Genomic DNA, 23,812 nt, shown 5'->3' on the forward strand with positions numbered 1-23,812 from the left:
CAGAGTCATGCCCACGAGTGAGAGCATCACCGCGAGTGGATCCAGTTTGCCTGGTTTCGCGACTCTTGATTCGGGTAGTATCCAGATCCCTGCGATAACACCCGCGAGCATGAGGGGAACGTTGATAAGGAAAGCCGCGTGCCAGGAGAAGTGCTCGAGCAATACCCCGCCAACGAGGGGCCAACGGCAGCGCCAAGGCCCGATACTGCCGCCCAGATGCTGAGGGCGGTGGCGCGTTCTTTGGGGTCGACGAAGATGATGCGGATGAGTGAGAGCGTCACCGGCATAATCATCGCGCCGCCAACACCGAGGATCGCGCGGATTGCGATGACACCCTCTGCGCTTGTGGCAAAAAGCACGAGCAATGATGCCGCGGCAAAAATCGAGTAACCAACCATCAGCATGCGCTTGCGGCCCCAGCGGTCCGCGATGGCGGCGAAGGAAACGAGCAAACCCGCAAGCACGAGCGAGTAGATGTCGACGATCCATAGCTGCTGGTCTGAAGTTGGGTGGAGCTCTGCAGCCATCTCAGGAAGCGCAATATTCAGGATTGTCATGTCCATGGTGATGACGAGCAGGCTCGCGGTGAGCACAGCGAGCGCGGCCCAGCGCCTTGCTGGGGCCAGTGAAACGGACGATGCGCCGAGGGTGTTTACAGGCGACTGATCGGAGCTGGCGGACATACGTTGAGGCCTTTCGGAACTGTTCTGGTGTGTGGCAGTTGAGAAGCGATCGCGTCTACTCGGGTAGGGGCATAGTTGCCAAGGCACGAATTGTTGCGGCGAGCTCGACCGCGCCCAGTGGGGTATCGTGCAGTCCCGCGTGGATGGTCGCCCCGTCGAGATAGACGGAGATAGCGGTCGCTCGTGTTCGCCCGATTTGCTCGGCCAGCATGTCAGTGAGCCGATCTCCCCAGCGAAGAGCCAGCTCACGGAGCCGAGGATCGGTGGTGCCCGCTGTGGTGAGGGCAATTTCTGCCTGCACTGCCCTCGAATCGCAAAGGAACTCTGAAAGTTCGGCCACGATCCTCTCTGGGGCTGTTTCGATATCGGCCACGTAGCTCTTTACCTTTTCGAGCTCGTGGTCAATTTCGGTTGCGAGTTGCTGGAGCGCCGCTTCGCGGAGTTCATCGATGGAACTGAAGTACTGCGTGGTCGAGCCGAGCGGGACTTCTGCACGCGCAGCAATCGCGCGGTGCGTTACTGCTGCGGCGCCGGTTTCGATGATCAGCTCGGCCGCTGCCGCGAGGATTTCGCGGCGGCGCGCCTCGGGATCGCGGCGGCGGCGAGCGGCGGGTGTTGACGACATGGCGATTCCTTGTAGGGTGGCGTGACTGCGTGAGGGTGCCTCACTGAGTGTACATTCGTACATGTACTTTTGTACATTAAGTTTGAATGTGACGCAACTTTTCAACACGACACTGCCGAATGTCTGGGGCAACGGGTAGCGTGGGTTCTGCCCCGGAGCCAGTCGGCTGTGGGATCAGAAGGGGAGACAAGACATGGCCCAGATCAGTACCGCAGACCTGTACGATGAGCGCGGCGAAGAACTAGAATCGGTTGCGCTGCAGTTTCAGAACATTGGTGGTGTAACCGGGTTTAGTGGCACGGTGCGCACGGTGAAGTGCTTTCAAGACAACGCGCTGCTGAAGAGTCTGCTTTCAACGCCGGGAGACGGTGCGGTGCTGGTTATTGATGGAGGTGGCTCGCTGCAGACGGCCCTTGTCGGTGACATTATCGCGGCGCTTGCGGTCGACAATGGTTGGGCCGGGCTCATCGTGAATGGTGCGATTCGGGATCGGGTGGCCATCGGGACCCTTCCCTTCGGAGTGAAAGCCCTCGGGTCTAATCCCGCAAAGTCGACCAAAACCGGAGAGGGTGAGGTAGACGTGCCGGTCGAGATTGGTGGGGTGCAGTTTTTGCCCGGTGCCACGGTGTGGTGCGACGAAGACGGAATACTTGTCGGTTTTTGATAGCAACGGCTGCGTGGGGCGGTAACGTGTGAGGGTGAGTTCACCGCTGAACGGAGAGAGAATCGTGCCTGCTTCGATGCGGCCATGGGTTGTGTTCGCGACGTGCATTTTAGTGTCGGCTGTGCACGTGGTTGCTCGGTTTTTGGAGCTTCCGCTGGACGCCCCAAGGTAACCGCTGTTGTCTATGGTTTGTTGCTCGTCGGCACGGCCGCGGTCGCCTCGGAAATCTCGGGAAGCACCAGCAGCAGCTTGCTAACGCTGCGGGTTGTGGCTGCCCCCGCTGCGAGGCAGCGTGTTTTGAGTTCGACGTCACTCGTGACAACGGTCGATGTTGCGCCGGCTGACGAGAGGCGCTCGACCTGTGCGACGATCTCGTCGTCACCAAGCTCAGGGGCAGAGACAACTCGCACGTGGTCGCCGTCTGCAACGCCGCGCGCGACTCCCTCAACCACCATCACCCAGTCCGGATAAGCGAGATCGAGCCCAGGGATGACCGTCTCGGGGAGATTAAAGAACCCCGAGCGCATCCCGCGCCCGCTCAGAGCGAGCGACTCGATGCGATCGCGCAGGCCCTCGGCGGCGGCACGACGATCTTTCCACCAACCGTTGGGCACACTGCCGATAACGTTCGCGGCGTCGACCACCACCACCGGGGTCGCGCGAAGCAGGGGGCGCAGGATCGGCCAACTCGCTGCAAACGCTGGGTGCAGTGGATGCCGATCAACCTGATCGAGCGAAACCCAAGCGAGAGCGTGGCTCTCGGCATCGGTGATTTCTGGTTCGAAGGGAGTGGTGACTTCTGCGATGAGGGTGGTGTACTTCCAGCCGCCGCGATCGAGTACGTGTGTGTAGCGAGGGATAACCGCGTTATTGGGCACGCCGGCTTCCTCTTGAGCCTCGCGGATTGCCGCGTCTACCGTGGATTCGTGTTCGTGAAGAGCGCCGCCGGGAATGCCCCAGGTGTCACCGTGGTCGCTCCAGGTAACGCGGTGCTGCAGCAGAATCGCATCGCGAGAGCGATCGTAGGCCAGCAGGCCGGCCGCGCCGAAGCGCCCCCAGTACCGCGCGCCATCGGCAGCGGTGACCCACGCATCACCGAGGTTTCGAAGGTCGCTCATGGCACTAGCGTAACTGGCGGTGTTGCAAAGCGAGAAGGAATTACGCCTTCTTTACGACGCTCGATTTGAGTTGCATCGGACCAAACCCGTCGACTTTGCAGTCGATGTCGTGGCCGTCGACACCATCGATCAGACGGATGCTCTTGACCTTGGTGCCAGCCTTGAGTGTGCCGCCGCCTTTTACCTTGAGATCTTTTGCAATGGTGACTGCATCGCCGTCTTGCAGAACGTTGCCAACAGCGTCCCGGATTGGAGCGTCGGCTTCTTCCGTTTCAGCCGCTGCCGATTCGGGTGACCACTCGTGCGCGCACTCGGGGCAAATGAGCAGTGCGCCCATCTCGTAACTGTAAACGCTGCCGCACTTGGGGCAGGGCGGGAGTTCTTCGCTCATGTCTCAATCCTAGCTGTCGGACAGCTCTTCCCAATCAGGGCGGATCGCGCAAGAATATGAACATGAATCCCAATTCATCCCCCATAGCAGTTCTCAGTGACGCAGAGTGTTGGGAGCACCTATCGACGCAGCGTGTCGGAAGGCTCGTAACCCGAGTCGGTGACGTGGTCGATATTGTGCCCATCAACTTTGTTGTTGATGGCAACACCGTCGTGTTTCGAACTGCCCCGGCAGCAAGCTCAGCGAGTTGACCGTGAACAGTTCTGTGCTGTTTGAAACGGACGCCTTTGGTGAGAGTTCTGGCTGGAGTGTGGTGCTGCGTGGTAAGGCCCGCGCACTTGAGACCGAGGCTGAGATCGCCGAGGCCGAGCAACTGCCGCTGAAGACCTTTGTTCCGACGGTGAAACGCGTGTTTGTGCGGATCGAAGAAGCAACCGTTACAGGGAGGGGTTTCGTGTTTGGTGCGGAGCCGGATCACGCCGCCATACATACTGAGTAGTTCAAGCCGGAGCTAAGAGGGTGCGTTGGCTCGAGCTTCCTTAGAGAGGAGTGGGTGGCGAGTAGGATCTCGTGGCGGTGCTGCGGGGGTACCCTCAACGGAGTGGCTTCACTCTTGAAGGGCTTGCGGAGCGCTTGGCAGTTTCGTTCCGCGCAGTCAGCAACGTCGAATGGGATGTGTGGCGCAGCTCGCATCGCCGCACGATCGGAGCCTTCGAGAGGGCGCAGGAACTCAAACCGCACCAGACTCAGACCCTGCCCAGTGCTATCTGAAAGCTGGAACCGCTCAATCACTTGGAACAGTCGGGTCGCTGCCGCCGCCACGCTTGATTGCCGATTGCACTGGGAGAACGTCGGAACCGCAACGGGCAACCCACCCAGGTGCTCACGGAGACCGAGGGCCCGATCCCTCATCGCGTGTGATGACGCGGAGGGTGAGGCTCAGATTCGACCGCTGCTTCCGGTCCACGGTGAATTGGCATTGGTGCTGGCGAGTCATTTGCACCGGTTCACCCGTTTGTGGCCCGACCCCCCATACCTGGGACAGATTGTGGGAAGTGGTAAGAGGCTTCCAGGAGCCACTGGATGAACCGCGGTCTTTGGGCTGGAATCTTTTTCTGAGCGCGCGGTGAGAGTCGGAAACGGGGAGCATCTGCGGGCACTCGGTCACTGCGACGAAGCATTGAAGACTCTGGAGGAGGCAGTTCGCAAGTGCGCGGAATTCAGTTCTCTCGCGCCGCACCTGCGTGAGTTTGCGAGAGTCAACGTGGCGAGGATCGCTAGCCCTGCTTATCGGGCGAGCGGGGATCTGACCACCGCGACCGTAGTGATATTGACGCAGTGGATCGTGCCCTGCGTGACGCAGCACACAGCTTTCCGTCGGTGGTCAAATGAGTCTCCAAGATGTGGGTAAGATAGAGGGGTTGCTTCAGCGAGGAACTCACTCCGGTGGGTGTCGAACTGAATAACAACGGGCTGTGGCGCAGCTTGGTAGCGCACTTGACTGGGGTCAAGGGGTCGCAGGTTCAAATCCTGTCAGCCCGACCATTGTGATGTCTCAGGACATCACGGACACCTGAACCCGCGGAAACGCGGGTTCAGGTGTTTTTTCGTTGGTAGTCCTTTCGCGGGTCGATCATGGCTTATAGGCCAAAAGAGGCTTCGGACTGTTTTCCGTACCATTTGGAGAACATCATGAGAGTGTCTTACACGCCAGCCCAACGCGAGACAGCGATCGCAACCTATCGACGCCTGGGATCGTACGCGCAAACACAACGCGCGCTCGGGTATCCCTCTCGCCATGTCTTGCACGACTGGGTGAGAGAAGGCCCGCCGAGCTCGCATCCCAGGCCCCCAGCACGGCCGCCACGTCACTACTCGTGGGAGTTCAAAGCCCGCGCGGTTGAACGTGTACTTGCTGGCGAAGCAGTAAAAGAAGTCGCCGCTGATCTGCGTATGACCACGCATGTCCAAATCTATAAATGGGTGCAGAATTGGCGTACGCATGGTGAGCGAGGGGTGATGAGTAGAGCAGAGAAAGCGAAAGCAGACGGGTTTCCCACTCGTGCGAGCCTGGAGCGTGGTTTGCCCGATGACGTTGACGAGTTGAAACGCTTAGCGGCTGATCTGATGGTGCAGCGGGCGGTGCTCGAACGCGAACTGGAGCTTGTAAAAAAGACGTGGGCGTCATCCCGGGACAACTGACAAACCTGCACAAGACACAGATCGTTGACGCGTTACGAACGAGCTACCCGTTGCAGGCGCTGCTGCGCCTGCTTGATCTGCGCCCGAGCAGTTACCAGTACTGCAGGAAAGTCTTGGAACGCCCCGTCCCGCATTGGGAGCTACGCGCTCAGATCAGGCAGATCTCGCGTGACAGCATGCACACCTACGGGTCGCCCAGGATCTGGTTTGCGTTGCGCAACATCGGTGTACGAGTCTCGGAGAAAGTGGTGCGGAGACTCATGAAGGAAGAACGCATCCCGGTGTACTACGCGCGAACGAAAGTACACAAGTTATGAGGGTGAGATCACCCCTGCCCCGGTCGACCATGTGAAACGGAAGTTTCGGGCAGAGAATCCGAACGAAGTATGGGTCACTGACGTGACCGAGTTCGCAGGGCCTGACGGGAAGGTGTACTTGAGTCCCATGATCGATTGCTTCGACGGGAAAGTCGTGGCGTGGAACACGCTGCGGTCTCCAAGTAAGGCCCTCACGCAAGGAATGCTCGCAGATGCTATTAGTACCCTTCCTGCCGCCTATCGGGAAGAGTTACGCGATGATGCAACGGCTGCGATGCTTGCGGTTCATACCGACCGAGGTGGGCATTATCGCGGGGCCGAATGGATCGAAAAGATGAATAGTGCAGGGCTCACTCGTTCCATGGGCAGGAAAGGAAAGAGCGGGGATAACGCGGCGTGTGAAGGATTCTTCGGGCGCATGAAAACAGAAATGTTCTACGGTCGAGTTTGGGGAACGTGGCCCAGATCGAAGCCGCGATCGAGCAGTACATGCATTTTTATAACAACGAACGCATCAAGACCAGGCTTGGTGGTGCCACCATCGCCGAGTATCGTGCCACAGTAGAGACAGAATCGTCCAAGAAACAGTCCTAACCCCTTCTGGCCTATAACCCGTCTTTTCGCGGGTCGATCATGAACTCGGCGAGGACGTCTCTGTCGTGGGTGATCACGGTGGCAGTAGTTCCGTGGACGAGACAGATTAACTTCGACGTGGGCGTGTGCGCGGCCGATGCCGAGGTGTTTCAGTTTTCCGGCATAGTGGAGAGTGATCGTGGGGTTATGTCGCAAAACGTGGGGATGAGGTCGGGCGTGTCTAGCCGCGACCGACCCATCCCGTGCGGTTCCAGAGCCCTTCTCCCGCGTCGAGTCCTGTGTCGTAGAGTGCCGGCGCATCTGGTGCGTCGTCGATTATCGCTCGTTGCTTGCGGGTTACGGGGGTTGCGGTCTGTGTTGCTTGATGGAGCGGGCGTTCGTGGAGCGTGAGGAACCATTCGGCTGCGCGTCTGCGGTGTTCTTCACGCATTCCCCGATGACGTCGCAGAAGGTCACGAAGCCCAGCGTTGACACCGCCTCGCACTATCTATCGAGTTATGGCAGAGCCACGAGAGGCTTACGAAGCGCGGGCCATTGCTCGTCATGAGCGTATTCGTGAGCTCCGCTCAGAGGGCAAAAGCTACCGTGCGATCGCGGCCGAGCTCAACGTGTCGATCGGCACCGTCCACTACGCACTCAACAAAGCCGCAGCGTAAGCATGACCACCCGCCCACGACTCACTGTTACCCAGGCGGTCGCAGCATTCAACGTCACCAAACGAACCCTGCAACGCGGCCTCGCAGCAGGCGATTTAGACGGTGCAACCAAAGACAATTCCAGGCAATGGCCAATCCCCGTTGAAGCGCTCCACGCACTTGGTTTTGTTGCGCGACAAGCCACGCCAAACGGTGCGTCACCCACGCCAGATGGCGCGTCAGAGATCACGTCACTACGCTCCATCCTGCACGACACCCAACAACAGCTCGAAACAGAACGACGCCTCAGAGAAGCCGCAGAAACGAACGCCAACGATCTCAGGACCGCCATGCGAATGCTCAAAGCCACAGCAGCGACTCCGGCACCGCTTCGCACAAATAGGCGCCGCTGGTGGCAGGGCTGACTCATCACCTACGCCACACAGAGTGTCTAGTCCTCAGATTTTCGGTTACCTGCGTACCGTGCACGAACAAAAAGCCCCGCGCCTAAAGCCCCAGCAACAACGGAACCCCACAACAGCACCAGCAAAGCGGCACCACCAGTCTCAGCAAGCTCCTCGGGTGGAGCCGTCGCCTCCGGCGTGACTGTGGTCGAAGTTGTCGGCGGCGGCGTTGTCGGCGGCACCGTAGGAACCTCACCCAGCACTGTAAAATTAGACTCTGATTTCCCACTATAAAAAGCCTGATCATCGCTAGCGCAATGAAAAGTTATGCTGTAGCTCCCTGGATACGCTTCGGACGGGATGGTCACCTTCTCGGAAGATTTTCCTTCATCATCAAAGGTCAAACTTTTCGAAAATTGCCAATAGAACTCTTGCTCTTCAAAATTGAGATAGTAAAAGTAAATATCCACATCAGTGAGATGAACCCTGGGATCTGAGCACTGCCCCGTGACCGTCACCGACTCACCCGGATGAGCTTGGAGTGGAGCAACCGTATACCCATTGACCGAACTCTCATCTACCTCTGAGGCATCGGAAGACACGGCCTCTTCAACCTGTGCTGTGCTGTTCGAGCCAACACCACTCTCAGTACCCGCTGAAGTGTCTTCTTCCGCGTGCGATTCTACCCCCAGAACGCTACGAGCGCCACTGCTAACACGCTGGCGCATGCTAGTTGCCAGATAACAAATTTGAGGGTGGAAAGCTTCGTCGTGAGATCGAACATACAAGCAAATCTACACACCTGCTGACCAAAACACATATCAGCGCAACCTTTACCCCAACAACACTCACGGGAAAGTATGCATGCCTGGGCGTTAAGAACAATAATTAGATTTGATTTTCTGTGTTTTTCAACCAATGATTATCATTGGAATAGACAACAGCGTCTATCCAATGACTGGAGAAATTATGCGCAAAAGAATTCCCCCTATCCTTGCCACAGTGCTCGCATTCAGTTTGAGCTTCACTGCCGCTTCCCCAGCCCTGGCGGAAGAGTCCAACACAGATACCGAACCCACTACCGAAGTCACCCCGACCCCGAAAACGGGGAAGAAGGAAGCGACCCCGCCACACCCAGCACCGAGGCTCCAGCTCCACTCGGGGACACTGAAACTCCGTGGTTTAACGAAGAGCCCCCGCCCTTCGAAGTTGAAGAGCTCGTCGAAGCTGCTGCGGAGGTTGCCCCGGAAGATTCCATTCAGGAACGAATCGTGTCTCTCGACACCAATTCAGCACTCACCTCGCTAGTCTCGCCTGAAACTCTTTTAGAAGCAGTTCCTGGTGAACGCATCATCGTAGACGCGCAGCAAATCGAGCTCGCCCTCAAACTCTTCGGCGACGAAACCGATGTCATTGATATCGAAGAAGTCGCAATCACCCTCCCACACGACAACGACCTTCCCACCGTTGAGGTCCTCGGCGCAAAAACCGAGAATGGTGACGCGCAAGCTAGTGCCTCGTTTGTGTTCTTGCCCGATGACACCGGAAGCTTTGTTCTGACTGGTGGAGTTCAAGAGCCTGGCGAACCCGATGTTATGGTCCAAGAAGTCGCAGAGGACGTGTACCGCATCGATCAGGTCTCCGCCAGTGACGTGCTTCCTGACGAAGGCTTCGACGACACAGTTGCAGATCTACCTGCATCATCTACCCTGTCTCCGGATTTCCCAGTCGCAGCTGCACCAGCATCTGGGATCATGACAGTGGAACTCGTGGCAGGGTTCGCGAACGGCACCGGAACACTGAGCGCGATGCGCACCGAGATCAACACCCGCGTTGCGCAAACCAACCAAGCACTCGCCCACTCACAAGCCAAAACACGCATCGCACTCATCGGGACCAAGGCTGTCCCCTACACCCAAACCAACAAATTCAAGACCGACATAGATAACTTTTATGACGGAAAGTTCGGCACCAAAACTCTTCTGGATTATCGGGATTCGACTGGCGCGGATCTTGCCGCACTCATCGTGCCAAACATGACCAACGCATGTGGCATCGGACATCTCCCTGATGCTATTGGAAAATCGCCTTCAGCGTCGCTCACCGTCACAGCAAAACCTTGCTTCAACAACTACACGTTTACACACGAGGTTGGCCACAACCTCGGCGCGAACCACGACCCTGACGGCCTAGCACGGAACGGCAAGAAACCATACCCGTATGCCTATAGCCAGGGAATCGCGATCCCCGGCGCAGCTAGCGACGTAATGGGGTACGCCTGCACCCCCATCTGCCCCAGGGCGCTTCAGTTCTCAAACCCAAGAATCCCTCTCATCGGGTTCCCCTCAATCCCATCCGGCGTCACAAACAAACAAGACAACGTCCGCAGCATGGACGAACAAGCCTCTCGTATCGCGAGCTACCGCCAATCCGCAATCGCCACGGACGTCCCCAAAACACACCGGTTCTACACCGAGATCACCTGGCTCGTGAATCGTGGCATCACCACCGGCTACGCAGACGGCACCTTCCGTCCCAGCGAAGACCTCGACCGTGGCGCTATGGCCGCATTCCTCTACCGAATGAGCGGCAAGCCTGCATTCACACCACCAGCCACGTCACCATTCACAGACGTGCCTAAAACCCACAAGTTCTACAAAGAGATCACCTGGATGAAAGCCAAGGGAATCACCTCGGGCTACGCGGACGGAACATTTAAACCGCTCGATAACGTCTCGCGGTCTGCCATGTCAGCGTTCCTCTACCGGTTTAACGGCAAGCCAGCGTTCACGCCACCCAGCACGTCACCATTCAGTGATGTGCCTAAAACCCATCAGTTCTACAAAGAGATCACCTGGATGAAAGCCAAGGGAATCAGCACCGGAAACGCCGACGGAACATTCGCTCCAAGTAGCGCAGTCACCCGCGAAGCAATGGCCGCATTCCTCTACCGATACGACCAAAAACTCGGCTAACCACAACAATGAGCACGGCGTGGGGGTCCAGCAACTCAACGTTGCTGGACCCCCCCCACGTTTTTCCACACCGGCTCATCAGCTACCTGCCCTTTCTTGCTCACTCACCACAAGCAAACCCACACCCTTTCACTCCACGAACTCGCAACCTTTCACACCGCAAACACCACACTTCACCCACCCCAACTTTCGCCGGAGTTTTACCCATACACGACTGGCATTTGACGGTTCCCGCGTCCCGCGTTCCGTGACATCGATTTTGAACTCTTCCGAGTATCTCGCCATGGTCTACCTCCTCTCAGTCAGCCCCGCAGAACCAACGGATAATAGTCAATCAAACCAACAGCAGGCCCTTTGAGGGGGGGCAGAGACGCCCGGAGAATCAAGGACCTGGGCTGAACCGTCTACCTGGGGGTCAATGGGTCGCAGGTTCAGATCCTGTTATCCCGACCAATGTGATGTCTCAGGACATCACGGACACCTGAACCCGCGGAAACGCGGGTTCAGGTGTTTTTTCGTTGGTAGTCCTTTTCGGGGTTGATCACGAATTCGGGTTACCGGCCAAAAATAGGGATTGCCCCGCGCGTGTTCACGTGCGACCGGCCCATTCGGCGCGGATCCAGAGTCCTTCTTCTGCACTGGTGCCAGTGTCGTAGGCGCTGACAGGTGGGGGATCTTTTCTAGGTCTGGGGTTTCGGGGTCTGATGTTGATGCGTTCGTGACGATGAATTTGTCGACAGGTTCGATGGGGAGTTCGCGGAGTGTAAAAACCATTCGGCAGCGCGGGCCCGGTCATGCCCCGATGACTGCGGAGCACATGCCTGATACCGTTGTTGATGCCGCCTTCCAACGGGTGAAGTGGTGCGAACGTTGCCGTAATCAATATGCGTGAACGGGGTGCCGTCTCGGATGTGTTTCGCGAGGAGTTACTAGGCTTTGCGAAGCCTGTCGTGCGTGAACCAAGAAGTACAGCCGTCGTAGGTGCGTTCTTGCGCGAGGGTGCCGTAGGCCTGCCATCATGATTTCAAGCTTGAGACGCCACTTGATAGCGTCATCGGGTTCATAGATGTCCGAGAGGGCACGGAGTCTTCGGGCTGCGTCACTTCGTTTGCAGACGCTTGATGTTTCGCAGTTGGGACACCACTGCCTTTGGGCACCTGCTGCGTGGGTATGCGGCTAGCTCAGTTTCCCATCCAAACGTTCTGACCGCCCCCCAATTACGAAGAGCCACTTTTACATGATCTGGCTCGACAGAATCATGTAAAAGCACGCTCTCGGCGGGGCGGAGTAAGGGGAAGGAAGATCCGGATACTATCAGACCCAAACATCCAACACCTACCGCGTGAGCCCAGCCTCGTACCCAATAATGGCCGCCTGGGTGCGGTTGGTCACGGCGAGTTTGGTCATGATCGCGGTGACATGGGTCTTGACGGTTCCCACGGCCAGGTGAAGCGTGCGCGCGATTTCCGCGTTTGTCAGGCCGTTTGTGAGGCACTCCAAAACGTCTCGTTCGCGGTCCGTGAGCGCGCCGACCTGCTCCCTTGCTTCCCCCGTGTTGCCTAGCTGGGGTCCCATCACCTCAAGCAGCCTGCGCGTGACCGCGGGGGCGAGTGTGGTGTTGCCGTCGCGCGCGGCTCGAACGGCTCCGTGCAGTTCTTCGAGGGTGCAGTCCTTCAGTAGGTACCCGGCGGCTCCGAGTTTGATAGCGGGTAACAGGTACTCATCGAACTGAAAGGCGGTGAGGATCACCACGGCGATGTCGGGTGAGGTTCGGCGAATTTCAGCGAGGGCCTCAAGCCCGTTCATTCGAGGCATCTGCATGTCAAGCAGCACAACATCGGGTCGGTGCTCGCTGATCAGGCGAAGCGCCATCTGGCCGTCCTCAGCTTGCGCAACCACGCTGATGTCGGGTGCGGCCTGCAGCATCTGCGTGATCCCGGCGCGAGCCAGTGGTTCGTCGTCGGTGAGCAAAACTCGAATCTGATCAGTCATGATGCCCTCCCTGGTAACTCGGCGTGAACAGTAAAGCCACCGTCTGAGGTGGTCTCTGCAACAAACGTGCCACCCAAGAGATCAACGCGCTCGCGCATACCCCGCAGCCCCTGGCCTCCCGTGGTGAGCGCCGAGAGAGGCCGCGCCGCTGGCCGGTTGCTGACGGTTACGGTGAGCGCGGTCTGATCACCGTGCACGGTGACGGTGGTAGTGGCTCCCGGGGCATGCCGCACCGCATTTGTCAGCGCCTCGCGAATCAGCCTCACCGCGGTTCGCTCAGCGATGTCGAAGCCCGCGGGGTAGTTGGCCACATCAATACTCACCTGCACCGGTTGCCCCACCGCTCGCGCATCGGCAGCGAGGCTCTCGATGGTGGAGAGACTGAATTCGTCAGCCGGTTCTTGCCGACCGGTCAGTTGCAGTACCTCTCGCATCTCATCGAGCGTTTGGCGGCCCTGGGCTGAGAGATCCTCAAGTCCCGTCAATAGTTCGGTATCGCTGGTTTGTGTCCGCAGTACCTGCGTTCCCATGACCAGCAGCGTCAGCCGGTGGGCGACAACGTCGTGCATCTCGCGCACCAGCCGCGCGCGCTCAACCTCGCGGGCTGATTCCTCTGCGGCTGCCACCCGTGCCTGCGCGGCGGCGCGCTCTACTTCCAGCTGAGACCTGCGCGTGCGCCCGACTAACCACGGCACCAAGACCGCCACAAGTAACTGGGCCAACAACAATACGGTGCTGCGGTCGAAAAGGTTCCACCAGATCGGAACCACCGCGATTGTCGCGACCGTTACTAATGCCGCTGATGCCCACCGGTTGGCCACAAACCGGCCGACGGCGTGGAGTGCTGTCACGGCAGCAACAACAGGGGACAAAAAGCTGAGCCCGATCAGTGCGATGGCGATCACGGCAGGGAAGCGGCTTCGCCAGTAACTTATGAGCGCGGCAAACAACTGGACCATGATGTCGAGTGCAATGTTGGTTTCGTACCCATCCCAGGCTCGGTAGAGAACGTATCCCACGCCCAGGGCGCCAGAAGAGCACGCGAGCACCACCTCGGTTCGGCGCTTCGCCTCTGTGTCAACACTGAACAGTGACCCCACATGCACAAGTGTACGGTTTCATGCACCACAATTTCTGGCGCAAAGCCATCCAATATGAACCCCCATTGAGGACCGCAGTTCCCCACCTGATTCTGTCAGTCGCTTTTGGTCCGCCCAAGGGTCAAAGGTCTTTGAGGCCCTACGACTTAAGTGCTACTCGGCGACAACAATGCGAGACAAGTTGCGACCTTTGGCCGATGTGCCGAGTTGCGATTCTGCGCCATTCTTGAAGGGCAACATACGAGATTTTCGTCGGTGTGACCGACCCTCGGTTGCTTGACGTAAGCGGTTCTGATGGGAATTTCGCTTATGCACTTCGTACTTCGATGGGGGATAGATGTATCGTTCACGCAAACGTCCGCGTGCTCTGGCTGTTTCGACGGGTGATGTTCTGCGGCGTTTGTTCGTGAGGATCGCCGCGTTTGCCGTTGTGGCTGCGGTGGCGACCGGGGCAGGGCTCGTTGCTGGATTGACTCCCGCGTCCGCTGCAACCGGTGAGTACACGGTTGAACTGAGCGCGCCTGAGTCGATTGCCGTTCGTCAGGGTTTCTCCTACAACGTCACCGTGCTGACACCCGAGGCCGATGCCACCTTGCCCGCAACCGGGATTGTGCTGACCGCACAGCTGCCCAAGGGGTTGCGCTTTGATTCCGTGCCCTACGGCGGTACAAACGTTGTAGCAAGCGCCCCCTATACGATGAGGCCACCAACCTGGTGCAGCTGGCCCTTCGCGACCTCACCGAGGGGATCAGCGCGATCGTCTTCACCGTGACGCAGGTGGATACCGCGGTTATGGACGCCTCGACGGTGTTTGACACGACGATTACGGCTACCGCCACGAGCTCGGGCATTGTGCCCACCGATTCCGCCTCGACTCGTGTGGTGGGCGATCTAAGCTACCGTCCGGTCAAGGCGCACTCCACCGTTATTGGCAGCTCAAACCGTGACGTCACTTATACCTTTGATGTGGTGACGAACGACGCCACGCAGACCGGCCAAACCTTCACCTCGTGGGGTCAGCGCTTTACCGACAAGCTTCCCGCGGGTGCGGTGGTCACCGACAGCTTCTCCACAATTGGGGGAACCTGGACAACCTCCGGTGATCCTGCCACTGGGCAGACGATGACGTGGGAGCGGACCGGCACAGCTTATGGCCCTTCGACGGTCAGCATGGTGCCTGGCAACCAGCGAGTTGGGATAACCGTGCACTATCCGGCCGATGCTTTTCCCGAGGGATCCCGTCCCCCGACCAACACTGTGCATCTTGACGTGAGCGACCACAGCGGTCAGTGGGAATCACGCACGAACGCGCAGACACAGGGCCCCGCGTTTGGGCCAGGTACCAATGGCCAGCAGGTAGCGATTGAAACCAACGCACACTTTGCGACGGGCCAAGACACCGCCCTGTGGGGCAACGCGCAGTGGTTGGCGCAGTACGGCGTCAAAGCGTCGTACCTGAGCTCTGCTGATAATGAAGCGCTGAACACCATGGTGGTTGAGAACTCCTCGGCACTTGATGCGGACACCGCCGTGTTTTTTGAGCACAGCGACATTCGACGGCTCGCGGTGCTGTTCAACCCGACGCTGAAGGCCGCGAATGTGCCCTACTCGGTGGAATACACCACCACGGCTGGGTCGCAGTGGAAGACATACGGCACGGGACTCACCACCGCTAACGATCTGCGTATGAACTTTGTGCCGCAGGGGTCGACCGGCTGGTCCTCAGATAACTACAACCTCACGCAGTTTCTTCCCTGGGCGAGACCGTGACCGGGTGGCGCATTAACGTCTCATCGGGTGCCGGGCAGGCCAGAATTCCGAGCGGTGCTCAACTGCAGGTTGCTCCCTCGTACGTCCCCCTGTACACCGGTGCCGCCGGTGGAAGCAACACCTACAAGAACACCGCGGTTGTCAACGCGACGGCCCAAAACGGCGCAGCGCTGAACGAGGCGGCCGACAGTGCAACGCCGAGCGTCGTTGACCGTGTCCCGATCGTGAGTCACGTGCTGCAGACACCCTCAACTCTCACGGTGGGTGAGTCGTCGAACTACCTCGTCAATATTTCGAATCAGGATCCCGCGCGTTCCTACAGCGACTCGGTCATGAAGGTCGTGCTGCCCGTTGGGGTCTTCTACGACGCCACCGCTGGCGTAACTCCGGCCTACGCGAAGACGCCGACCTCGGGTGTCACTGTACTGACACCGGGCAACGGGCTGACCGTGACGACCGAGACCGTGACGGACACCGATGGCGAGCACCAGGTTGTGGTGTTTGTCTTTGATTCGCTTGAGAGCTTGAGGATCTCAGGGCAGCCGCAGGAACGAAACGACTCGTACGGCTTCAGGTACTACGTGCCGGTGCAGGTTTTGCCGCAAGCGTATGATCCGAAGACGACCTCGGTAGACGTGCGCAACTACGCCTACACCAACGACGCCACTCACACCGCGACAACCATGGGCTTCTTCCCCTCGTATTATGCCGCCGACAAGTTCGACTTCAACCCAAACCTGGCGAACATCGCGCTAGCAAGCCAAACCTCTCGCGTGGCAACCTCGGGCGGGTTGCTCATTGGCAAGCTGGTGCGCTCTGAAACCGACGCCGACTGGGCGCTGTCTGCCAAGACGGCGACCCCGGGCAGCGCGCAGTGGCAGGTCTATGTCTCGAACGTGCTCGCTGACCCCGTCACTGATCTGGAGCTTTTTGATCGCATGCCGTACCGCGGCGACGACCGCGGTTCGGCCTTCGACGAGAAACTGGCGGGGCCCGTCACCGGAAACCCGGAGGGTTCCACCATTGAGTATTCGAAGGATGCCACCACAGCTGCTAACGGTACGTGGTCTAGTGATCCAATTGGAGCAACCGCAGTGCGAGTGCGCTTGGACACTCTCGCACCGGGGGAGCGCTTCACGCTTGTGATTAGCTCTGTGACCGATGCCTCCGCTCTGCGGGCGGGTTCTAGCGCTACGAACAGCGTCAGCGCGAGCGCGATCTACCACGGCGCGGTTCGCGAGTTCTCCTCGAACGATGCGGTGCTTGCCGTCGAGGCTGCTCCGTCCATGTCGCTCGTCAAGAAGACCAACGGTGTCGCCTACAACCAGGCTCCGGGTGCCCGCGTGGTCACAGGCAGTGATGTCGTTTGGACGTACGAGGTGGCTAACACGGGCAACGCGCCGCTGGATCAGGTTGCCGTCGACGATGAGTTCACTGATGGTTCGGGCGTTGCAGGTGTGTTCAGCGCAACCTCACCTGAAAAGGGTACTTTGCAACCGGGTGAAACACGCACGTTTACTGCCACCGCGGTTGCCGTCGAGGGGCAGTACCACAACGTCGCAACGGCGACTGCTGTGGCCGTTGACGATGCTGGGGTACCGCTTGCCGAACGGGTCGAACCGGCTTCAGATCAGTCGTGGTATCTGGGTGGTACCAGCGGCCTGGCGGTGGTCAAGACCACCAACGGTGAACGAGTGGTGTCGGCCCCGGACTCAAGCTCCAACCTGGCAGCAAAGTGACCTGGACCTACTCTGTGTCCAACCCCGGAACCGCCGCGCTCAACAGTGTGTTGGTTGAGGATCACGACGCCGACGGCAAGCTGGTTTTCTCACACACGATTCCCTCTCTCGCGGCCGGTGCATCGGTCACACTAGAGGCAGATGGTGTCGCGATCGCGGGCCAGTATCGCAACACCGTGACGGTCACTGCGGCAGACCCCATCGCCGCGGGTGAGCTCGTGGCGGCCGATGACTCCTACTACTTTGGGGTGGCTGCTGGTATCACACCCATCCCTGGCCCTGAAAAAACACTGTCACGCATGATTGATGGCACAACCACCGTAGAAGAGACGGGAGCGACTCCCACTGCGAAAGGGATCGCGACTCAGTCTGCAGACTTGGCCCGCACCGGAGCCAGTTCAGGGAGTCCGTTTGTGCTCACGCTGGTGTTTGTGCTGCTTGTGGGTGCAGGATCGCTGCTGCTGATGCGCCGGATGCCTAGCCGGGCCTGATGCGTTCAAAGACAAAGCGAGATCGCCTCCTTCGACAGTGATAGCTGCAGAGACGTTGTCGACCACCGGTGGTGCTGGATCGCTCTCGCTGATCGGGGCAGGAAGGCCTAGCGACACTAGCCGGTGCCGCCATTGTGGTGTTCCGAAAGCGTCGACTGCAGCTGCCCGTAAACACGCAGACGAGATGCTTGCCGCGTGTGTGAAATGGGCACAAGACCGCAAGTCTGCTGGGGACCCCACGTACGGTGGAGTTAACTCCGGTTGTGGGTAGCACGCCTGCATGAGTCGATGTTTCAGGAGAGGTTGTCACCGGGGTGGTGAGAGGCGCAACCGGGGTGACGGGAGGGGCCGCGGGGTTAGCGCCGTTACCACTACCGTTTCCGCCCGCATCCTAGCGCTGAGCCTCACCCGATACCTCGGTCGCAGCGCGACCAGTCAACGTGATCGTCCCATAATTTACGTACTCAGCCAAGGAAGAATCAGTCACGACCGTGTCAATAATCATGGTGATGGGGTTTCGTTGCTGGTTTCGCGGTGGATGTGTCTCCCGATTTAGATCCATCAGGCACCGCCCATGTGCAGTCAAATGCAACTCGGTCATACATTGCTACGTTGCCCGTTAAGCTCGTGGTCACCGAAGTGATCGTGTTTGGGATCTCAACTGCGTTGGTTGGGAGTGCTGACCCGTTCAGATCAGCGGTGATGGTAACAGCTAGCGCAATTGGCGAAGCAAGACCAAACTTTTTGGCACGGCTGGGAAGGGAGACGGTGTGAGTCAGGCAAAAGTACCTATTATCTTGAAGCGAGGGACGGTGCGGTTGTAACGAAGAAGTAGAAGAACACGCGGATGCGCAGAGGCAACGGAAACGCCTAATCTTTGCAGAACCTCTTTTTGCCCCGCGTAAAGGCTGTTCCCCAGAACTAGATTGAAGGACAATGCCGCGCACCATCCCGCAACCGGCTAGGCAATCTTGTTCCAATTTTCTAGTGCAGGGCAGGAACTTCAACTGAAAATTAGCAACAAACATGGTTGATGGCATCAACGACTAGGGCATGCTACTGAAGAGATCGCGGGTCTTGGGATAGAATAGTAGCCTCATGCTGGATGCGAACGTGATCGTTTTTCTCTCGGGTGGTTTTGTGCTGGTTTGCCACGGCCGATACAAGTGGAGCTCCTTCCGTGTTACCGAAAGAGCCCTTCGCAGTGAAATCGCCCTCACTTCGTCCTAGATCACATCACGCGACACGACATCCAGATTCAAGCGCAAATCATCCGGTCGGATTTAGTAACATACCAAACACACCACTCGTGAGGCGCGGTCCTAGGGAGCCTCGTTCGAATCATGAGACAGGGCGTGCATTATTGCGGGTTCGTGTACACAAGCCGCCGGAAGATAGGAAGCAGCCTCGGTGGCCAAGGCTCAAGAATTCCAGTCCCAGTTCAGGTCGAGAAGATCGGCGCGGTTTCGAATGCCGAGCTTACGGTAGGCATGTGAGAGATGAGCCTCAACTGTGCGGAAACTGATGGTGAGATGTTCCGCGATAGCGGGATTGCTCAGGCCTTTTGCCGCGAGACGGGTGATTTCCTTTTCACGATCCGAGAGGCCGGCCGTGACCTGAAAATGTTTTCCGTGCAGCCAATTTGCTGCAGAGACGTCGATGTCATCACGAAGTCGAACAATGCGTTCGGTCAGACTATCCGCTCGTCTGATTCCCGCCTCATCTTGGTTTGCGAGACACAATCGACGGAGCTCAGCAGCGCAGTATTGAGCCGAAGCGAGTCTGCCCGCTTCGATCAGGTGGTTAGTGCTGCTCTCCAACGCAGGAACGTCGGACTGCGCCATCGCCATGATGTAGCCGAGGAAGTGGGTACGCCAGGACCCCTCCATTGCTGGTAGTAAGGGGTAGACCTCTGGCAACAAATCGCCCGTTCTCATAAGCGCGCTGCAGATCAAAGCCCCATCAACGGCTGAGAGAACATAACCGAGCTGTGTGAGTTGATCAAACGACTGACGCAATGACTGTAGGGCAGCCGCACGATCGCCAGCGAGATGGTGCAGGTTCGCGCGGGCTACGGAGGAAGTTGCCGCGGGAAGCGGACACGGCGAGAGCTGCGGTCGCTCTGCTTCTTTCGTGAGAGACTCAGCAAGGCTGAAGTGCCCTCCAAGGCTGCTGAAGACTGCCGCATAACTCAGTAGTGCAACATGCGTGCGTTCCTGTCCGACGGCTGGTGGCCCGAGCGTCAACACTGCTCCAAGCAGCGATTCGCCAGCTCCATAATGGCCAACTGCTTGTAAGCAGGTTGCTGCGGGCAGAGCATATGCGTGAGTGAGGGGGAGATCAAAGCGTTCGAGAGCCCTATTGAGGAGCTTCATCGACCTTTCAAAACCCCAGGTGACCTCTCCATTGCCCATTCTGGCCCACAGGTGCATCAGCTCGTGCGCGGAGGCGAGCTCGCTGTGAGGAGGTGGCGTCATTTGGTTCAGTATGCCCAGTGCGGAAACCGGTTTGCCTTGCACAATACAAACGTAGGACGCTGTCACCTCTGCCCATCCCGAAATAGCCTGATCTGGGCGACGCATGTTTGCAAGCTGATCATCGACGTCGTCGGGGATTCCGCACATATCAATCTGGATCTGTAGCGCAACCGCAAGGAGATACTCGGAATAGGGGAGGAGCGCTGGGGGATTGTGTGTGCGAGCTCGATTGCTTCGGTCGCTCGATCGAGCCGATAGGCGAGCCAACGCATTCTCAGCTGACGGAATCTGGCTCTGTCGCGGGGGCTGTCGTCGTTGTTTTCTCGCATTTGCGCGTAGACAGCTTCGATTTCATCGGGATTTGCGGGGAAAGAATGAAGCTCGGTAAGGAGCGCCAAGCCGCTAGTGAAGCTCAGCTGTTTAGCCCAGGAATCCCTGGCCGCTGTTAGTCTCGCCATTCGTTCGTCAGCGACAGCACCGCTCAATGCAGAATTTGCAGTGGAAAGCGCGCTATCGACTCTTGAGTTTGCGGTGGTGCTTGAGAAATTCGAAACGGGGAGCTTTCCGCGTAGAGCTTCAGTGACTCGTCTGCGGCGTAGAGAGGTGGGTTCATGGCGTACCCACTCCCCAATGAGAGGGGGATCGAGTGCGACTTTGGGGTGTGCATCGGTAGAGACAATCGCGATGGTTTCAGCGGCTTCAAGAGACTCAAGGTCTTCTTCGCCGATGAGGTCGACTGCGATGGTGAGGTCCAGTGCCCCGTGGATGCCAAGCGCATCTATGAGATCTAGCTGGCTACGCGTCAGTCCTTGGAGCAGATACTTCACTGATCCCGTCAATTTTTCGTCCCAGAATTCACCAGACATAGACCAGACCCCATCTCTGGGGTGAGGCGGCCCGACATTGTTGCAGCGTCAGCAATCGCTGTCACAAGGCTTGGTATCCCGCCAGACAAGCGATAGATGTTTGACAAAACATCTAACTCGGCAGGTCCACCGAGCCGATGGAGAAGTAGCGCCGTCGTTGCTTCGAACGTAAGGGGCCCGAGCTTAAGCATGATCCCCGAAGGCGTAATAGACGGGATAGAACGCTCTGAGGGCGAAGCTGTGTCCGCTGCGAAGTTGGCCCGAGAAATAACAAGGGGCGTCTTGGTTTCTGCGTGAATTGATGCCAGTACGGTCCAAGAGTCGTCATCAAGAAAGTGTGCGTCATCTACGATAAGGACGCTGGGGTATCCGGACACTGAAGCGATCAGCGCTGACGCGGGGTCGTTGCTTGTCGCCGTGTCTGACTGTCCAAGAGCAGTCCCGAATCCCGCGAGTTCAAGCGCCCGCAGGGGCATGTGCGACGTTGCGGGATAGCCTGAGATTGTGATGACCTTGCGTCCAGCATCAAGCAGTTCTACTGCGATTGCTTTGAGGAGTTTGGAACGACCGCTGCCGACCCGCCCTACAACGTCGACAGAGATGTTCTTGAGGATGGCGCTCTTGCAAGCCTTCAGTTCTTCTGGGCGTGCGTGAAATACCATCGAAATCTCCATACTTGCTATCTGGGTTTATAGAAGCATATTGCGCGGCTAATGCGTATGCCGATCGAAAACATAAATTAGAGCGAGTTTGCTGAGTGTCGAAAGAGTAGTCCTTACCGAGGACTAACACTAGGGCCGCACCCACTTACCCGCCCAAGTCGATGTCCACTGGGTGACCAGAAGTAGACGCTACGACTGTTGCGTCGAAGTTCAACGTATCGATCCAGTGGGGTGCATTTGCGTACGGGCCTGTCTCACCGCAGCCACAAACGGATTGTGCCGCGCGACCCGGTTCAGCGCTAGCGAAAGAGACATCATTGCAAGGGTCACGACAGCAACGAGAGTCACTGCCTTGCGCAGTAGCGGCACTCGCTCCGATCTCTCTGATTACTGCGGAAATGAGCATCCGTGAGTTGGTCTCCGTGCCCAGATCTAGTCCGCTTGAGCGTGTGCCATTTGCCGCACTGGGGCGCGGATTGCGGCCGCGCGTTGAGCCAGTGGGGCCTTTGCCGAAAAGTACGCCAGCTGTGTAGGATCTGCTGCTCATCATCGTTGTCTACACCGTGTTTGTGGTGGTTGCCTCGGTAGTCGCAGGACTGGTTTCGGATCGCCTGCAGCGTCGACGGGTACTCACGGTGGCGGCGGCCCTGGTACAAGCGATTTCGGGGATCCTGATCACTGTTTCACCGACCTTCACCATGACGATGGTGGCGGCCGCCCTCATGGGAGTCGGCTACGGTGCCTTCATGACGGTGGGATTGGCCTTCGCCACCGACCTGCTGCCGAGCGGCCGAAACAATGCCCGTGATCTCGGCGTTGTTAACGTGATCGCGGCACTCGGGCAACTCCTTGGTCCGACTATCGGTGCGGGGCTGGTTGCCCTAGTCGGAGGATTTTGGCTTGTATTCGCCGCTGCCTCGGCGCTTTCGCTTGTTGGCGCGGTGCTGACGGCGCTGGCTCGAGAACGCAACGCCGCCTGAGCCCCGAACGCAGCGGCTATTCCGTGAGTTCCCAGCCTGGGGTGCTGTCGTCCTCTGGAGTGGCTGGGTGGGATTGCTGTCGGGATTCGATCAGTACGGATGCAACGAGCCCTGTGCTCAGTGCCATTGTGATGAGCGACCCGAACCGTCGACGGTGGCCCTCACCTCGTTTGGGCGTGAAGCTAGTTTTCTTCAGCAATGCAGTCCCTAACCTATTGTTCCAATAATGGTGCGCGCGCAGCACTGTGACGGCGCGCGATGGCACCGTCGCTGCGCGACAGCTCAGCATTAAGAGATCCGAACACCCGTGACCCATTACAGAAGTTCTTCAACGAATTTCGCAGTCGGATAAGATCGTTGCCCCTACCCCGGACCAACGCGAGAACGCAACTGTGCATTTCCAGATGCGCTCGCAAAAGAATGCTCCGGCCAGCAGTAGGTGCCGCTGTGAGGGGCGGCTCAAACGTGGTGAGGCGCGGAAGTTGGGATGCGAATCAATCGGTCGTCGTGACTAAGTGGGGTCCGTTACGTCTGCCACCTGAGCGTTCAAAACGCTGACGATGTCGCTCGCAGCGAGCGTCGCGGCGACACCGTGTTCACCAGCTCCGATTGAGACGGCTGTCCCCGTCACACGAGCATCCACGATCACTGGCCATGCTCTTGATGAGCCAAATGGAGTGATGGTGCCGCGCTCATAACCGGTAACCTCTTGCGCGACATCTTTGTTGGGCAGCGATAACCGGGTGACACCGAGCAGTGTGCGCAGCTTAGGCCAAGATATTTGTCGGTCCCCGGGAATGAGTACAAACAGAAAATCGTCGTCGGCTCTGCGCACTACGAGGGTTTTGATAATTTGTGAGGGTGCGACGCCCCTGGCCTGGGCAGCATCTTCAAGTGACCTCACTTGCCCGTGCCGCGTGATAGTGAACGAAACGCCAGAAGCTTCAAACGCTTCTGCCGCCCGCCGCTCAGATTCTTCACTCATGAGGCTGACTATAGTCGGCCCCGGGTTCTCCTAACTTAGAATCCCGGGCCGAAGTGGGTGTCATGCGGCTAAGCCGGAAACAACAACCGCGGCTCCCAAAAAGACGACCGAAGCGACAAAAGAGAAAGCCGCTCAAGGCACT

Annotated in this window: 24 protein-coding genes, 1 tRNA gene and 2 pseudogenes; 16 read left to right on the top strand and 11 right to left on the bottom strand. The window is 58.3% G+C overall.

Going from position 1 to position 23,812, the window contains the following annotated elements; translation table 11 throughout:
• Nucleotides 1-26: 26 nt before the first annotated feature.
• Nucleotides 27-683, bottom strand: coding sequence for an MFS transporter (locus G7066_RS17340; protein ID WP_341873856.1), 657 nt, complete (start codon nucleotides 681-683; stop codon nucleotides 27-29).
• 55 nt (nucleotides 684-738) lie between these two features.
• Entirely contained in the window at nucleotides 739-1,308 is a 570-nt protein-coding gene (locus G7066_RS04335) for a TetR/AcrR family transcriptional regulator (protein WP_244303280.1), read from the bottom strand.
• A gap of 193 nt (nucleotides 1,309-1,501) precedes the next feature.
• Here G7066_RS04335 and rraA point away from each other — a divergent pair, with 193 nt between their 5' ends.
• On the top strand, nucleotides 1,502-1,972 hold the full coding sequence (gene rraA, locus G7066_RS04340) for a ribonuclease E activity regulator RraA (RefSeq protein ID WP_166329345.1): 471 nt from the start codon (nucleotides 1,502-1,504) through the stop codon (nucleotides 1,970-1,972).
• A gap of 182 nt (nucleotides 1,973-2,154) precedes the next feature.
• Here the strand turns inward: rraA and G7066_RS04345 are convergent, their stop codons facing one another.
• Together G7066_RS04345 and G7066_RS04350 are read right to left on the bottom strand one after the other, a co-directional pair.
• Nucleotides 2,155-3,090: an NUDIX domain-containing protein gene (locus tag G7066_RS04345; RefSeq protein WP_166329347.1), complete on the bottom strand. Its 936-nt coding sequence runs from the start codon at nucleotides 3,088-3,090 to the stop codon at nucleotides 2,155-2,157.
• A gap of 40 nt (nucleotides 3,091-3,130) precedes the next feature.
• Nucleotides 3,131-3,481, bottom strand: coding sequence for a zinc ribbon domain-containing protein YjdM (locus tag G7066_RS04350; RefSeq protein ID WP_166329349.1), 351 nt, complete (start codon nucleotides 3,479-3,481; stop codon nucleotides 3,131-3,133).
• Between the two features lie 62 nt (nucleotides 3,482-3,543).
• Here G7066_RS04350 and G7066_RS04355 point away from each other — a divergent pair.
• The 6 genes and pseudogenes from G7066_RS04355 (at nucleotide 3,544) to G7066_RS15745 (ending at nucleotide 6,594) form a co-directional block, all read left to right on the top strand.
• Nucleotides 3,544-3,980 (top strand): annotated as a pseudogene (locus tag G7066_RS04355) (pyridoxamine 5'-phosphate oxidase family protein).
• A gap of 970 nt (nucleotides 3,981-4,950) precedes the next feature.
• Nucleotides 4,951-5,026 (top strand) — tRNA-OTHER (locus G7066_RS04360).
• A 474-nt stretch (nucleotides 5,027-5,500) separates the two neighbouring features.
• On the top strand, nucleotides 5,501-5,683 hold the full coding sequence (locus tag G7066_RS15740) for a hypothetical protein (RefSeq protein ID WP_244303281.1): 183 nt from the start codon (nucleotides 5,501-5,503) through the stop codon (nucleotides 5,681-5,683).
• Nucleotides 5,659-6,000: an IS3 family transposase gene (locus tag G7066_RS17750; protein WP_166329353.1), complete on the top strand. Its 342-nt coding sequence runs from the start codon at nucleotides 5,659-5,661 to the stop codon at nucleotides 5,998-6,000. Before G7066_RS15740 ends, G7066_RS17750 begins: the two co-directional genes overlap by 25 nt.
• A gap of 7 nt (nucleotides 6,001-6,007) precedes the next feature.
• Nucleotides 6,008-6,397: pseudogene (locus G7066_RS17755) on the top strand (DDE-type integrase/transposase/recombinase); the annotation flags it as partial.
• A 59-nt stretch (nucleotides 6,398-6,456) separates the two neighbouring features.
• A complete protein-coding gene (locus tag G7066_RS15745; RefSeq protein ID WP_244303282.1) occupies nucleotides 6,457-6,594 on the top strand; it encodes an IS3 family transposase in 138 nt (45 codons plus the stop codon).
• A gap of 220 nt (nucleotides 6,595-6,814) precedes the next feature.
• Here the strand turns inward: G7066_RS15745 and G7066_RS04380 are convergent, their stop codons facing one another.
• Nucleotides 6,815-7,024 carry a hypothetical protein gene (locus tag G7066_RS04380; protein WP_166329355.1) on the bottom strand — a complete coding sequence of 70 codons (210 nt, stop codon included), beginning with the start codon at nucleotides 7,022-7,024 and terminating at the stop codon, nucleotides 6,815-6,817.
• Between the two features lie 67 nt (nucleotides 7,025-7,091).
• On the opposite strand from G7066_RS04380, the gene G7066_RS04385 reads away from it, so the two are divergent.
• Nucleotides 7,092-7,250 (top strand): helix-turn-helix domain-containing protein, encoded by a 159-nt coding sequence (locus tag G7066_RS04385; protein WP_166329357.1) that lies wholly within the window; start codon nucleotides 7,092-7,094, stop codon nucleotides 7,248-7,250.
• Between the two features lie 2 nt (nucleotides 7,251-7,252).
• Entirely contained in the window at nucleotides 7,253-7,654 is a 402-nt protein-coding gene (locus G7066_RS04390; protein ID WP_166329359.1) for a hypothetical protein, read from the top strand.
• A 26-nt stretch (nucleotides 7,655-7,680) separates the two neighbouring features.
• Here G7066_RS04390 and G7066_RS04395 read toward each other — a convergent pair whose 3' ends face one another.
• Nucleotides 7,681-8,361 (bottom strand): hypothetical protein, encoded by a 681-nt coding sequence (locus G7066_RS04395; protein ID WP_166329361.1) that lies wholly within the window; start codon nucleotides 8,359-8,361, stop codon nucleotides 7,681-7,683.
• 543 nt (nucleotides 8,362-8,904) lie between these two features.
• On the opposite strand from G7066_RS04395, the gene G7066_RS15750 reads away from it, so the two are divergent.
• Entirely contained in the window at nucleotides 8,905-10,608 is a 1,704-nt protein-coding gene (locus G7066_RS15750) for an S-layer homology domain-containing protein (RefSeq protein WP_244303283.1), read from the top strand.
• Nucleotides 10,609-11,943: 1,335 nt separating this feature from the next.
• Here the strand turns inward: G7066_RS15750 and G7066_RS04405 are convergent.
• Nucleotides 11,944-12,600: a response regulator gene (locus tag G7066_RS04405; RefSeq protein ID WP_166329363.1), complete on the bottom strand. Its 657-nt coding sequence runs from the start codon at nucleotides 12,598-12,600 to the stop codon at nucleotides 11,944-11,946.
• Nucleotides 12,597-13,700 carry a histidine kinase gene (locus G7066_RS04410; protein ID WP_166329365.1) on the bottom strand — a complete coding sequence of 368 codons (1,104 nt, stop codon included), beginning with the start codon at nucleotides 13,698-13,700 and terminating at the stop codon, nucleotides 12,597-12,599. Before G7066_RS04410 ends, G7066_RS04405 begins: the two co-directional genes overlap by 4 nt.
• Before the next feature lie 337 nt (nucleotides 13,701-14,037).
• On the opposite strand from G7066_RS04410, the gene G7066_RS04415 reads away from it, so the two are divergent.
• Genes G7066_RS04415 through G7066_RS04430 form a run of 4 tightly spaced genes read left to right on the top strand, consistent with a single transcriptional unit; the run spans nucleotide 14,038 to nucleotide 17,700 of the window.
• Nucleotides 14,038-14,472, top strand: coding sequence for a hypothetical protein (locus tag G7066_RS04415; RefSeq protein ID WP_166329367.1), 435 nt, complete (start codon nucleotides 14,038-14,040; stop codon nucleotides 14,470-14,472).
• The gene (locus G7066_RS04420) at nucleotides 14,415-15,470 is read left to right on the top strand and encodes a hypothetical protein (protein WP_166329369.1); all 1,056 of its coding nucleotides are present in this window, start codon (nucleotides 14,415-14,417) and stop codon (nucleotides 15,468-15,470) included. Before G7066_RS04415 ends, G7066_RS04420 begins: the two co-directional genes overlap by 58 nt.
• Nucleotides 15,467-17,209 carry a DUF7507 domain-containing protein gene (locus G7066_RS04425; RefSeq protein WP_166329371.1) on the top strand — a complete coding sequence of 581 codons (1,743 nt, stop codon included), beginning with the start codon at nucleotides 15,467-15,469 and terminating at the stop codon, nucleotides 17,207-17,209. Before G7066_RS04420 ends, G7066_RS04425 begins: the two co-directional genes overlap by 4 nt.
• The gene (locus G7066_RS04430; RefSeq protein WP_166329373.1) at nucleotides 17,206-17,700 is read left to right on the top strand and encodes a hypothetical protein; all 495 of its coding nucleotides are present in this window, start codon (nucleotides 17,206-17,208) and stop codon (nucleotides 17,698-17,700) included. Before G7066_RS04425 ends, G7066_RS04430 begins: the two co-directional genes overlap by 4 nt.
• 1,421 nt (nucleotides 17,701-19,121) lie before the next feature.
• On the opposite strand, the gene G7066_RS04435 is transcribed toward G7066_RS04430, so the two are convergent.
• Nucleotides 19,122-20,177: a helix-turn-helix domain-containing protein gene (locus tag G7066_RS04435; protein WP_166329375.1), complete on the bottom strand. Its 1,056-nt coding sequence runs from the start codon at nucleotides 20,175-20,177 to the stop codon at nucleotides 19,122-19,124.
• Between the two features lie 611 nt (nucleotides 20,178-20,788).
• On the opposite strand from G7066_RS04435, the gene G7066_RS04440 reads away from it, so the two are divergent.
• Entirely contained in the window at nucleotides 20,789-20,968 is a 180-nt protein-coding gene (locus tag G7066_RS04440; RefSeq protein WP_166329377.1) for a hypothetical protein, read from the top strand.
• 44 nt (nucleotides 20,969-21,012) lie between these two features.
• Here the strand turns inward: G7066_RS04440 and G7066_RS04445 are convergent, their stop codons facing one another.
• Nucleotides 21,013-21,705: an AAA family ATPase gene (locus tag G7066_RS04445; protein WP_166329379.1), complete on the bottom strand. Its 693-nt coding sequence runs from the start codon at nucleotides 21,703-21,705 to the stop codon at nucleotides 21,013-21,015.
• A gap of 548 nt (nucleotides 21,706-22,253) precedes the next feature.
• On the opposite strand from G7066_RS04445, the gene G7066_RS04450 reads away from it, so the two are divergent.
• A complete protein-coding gene (locus tag G7066_RS04450) occupies nucleotides 22,254-22,685 on the top strand; it encodes an MFS transporter (protein ID WP_280116262.1) in 432 nt (143 codons plus the stop codon).
• 511 nt (nucleotides 22,686-23,196) lie between these two features.
• Here G7066_RS04450 and G7066_RS04455 read toward each other — a convergent pair.
• Nucleotides 23,197-23,670 (bottom strand): aminoacyl-tRNA deacylase, encoded by a 474-nt coding sequence (locus G7066_RS04455; RefSeq protein WP_166329381.1) that lies wholly within the window; start codon nucleotides 23,668-23,670, stop codon nucleotides 23,197-23,199.
• Nucleotides 23,671-23,812 lie beyond the last annotated feature (142 nt).

Source organism: Leucobacter coleopterorum, from assembly GCF_011382985.1.
In the GTDB taxonomy this organism is placed as follows: domain Bacteria; phylum Actinomycetota; class Actinomycetes; order Actinomycetales; family Microbacteriaceae; genus Leucobacter; species Leucobacter coleopterorum.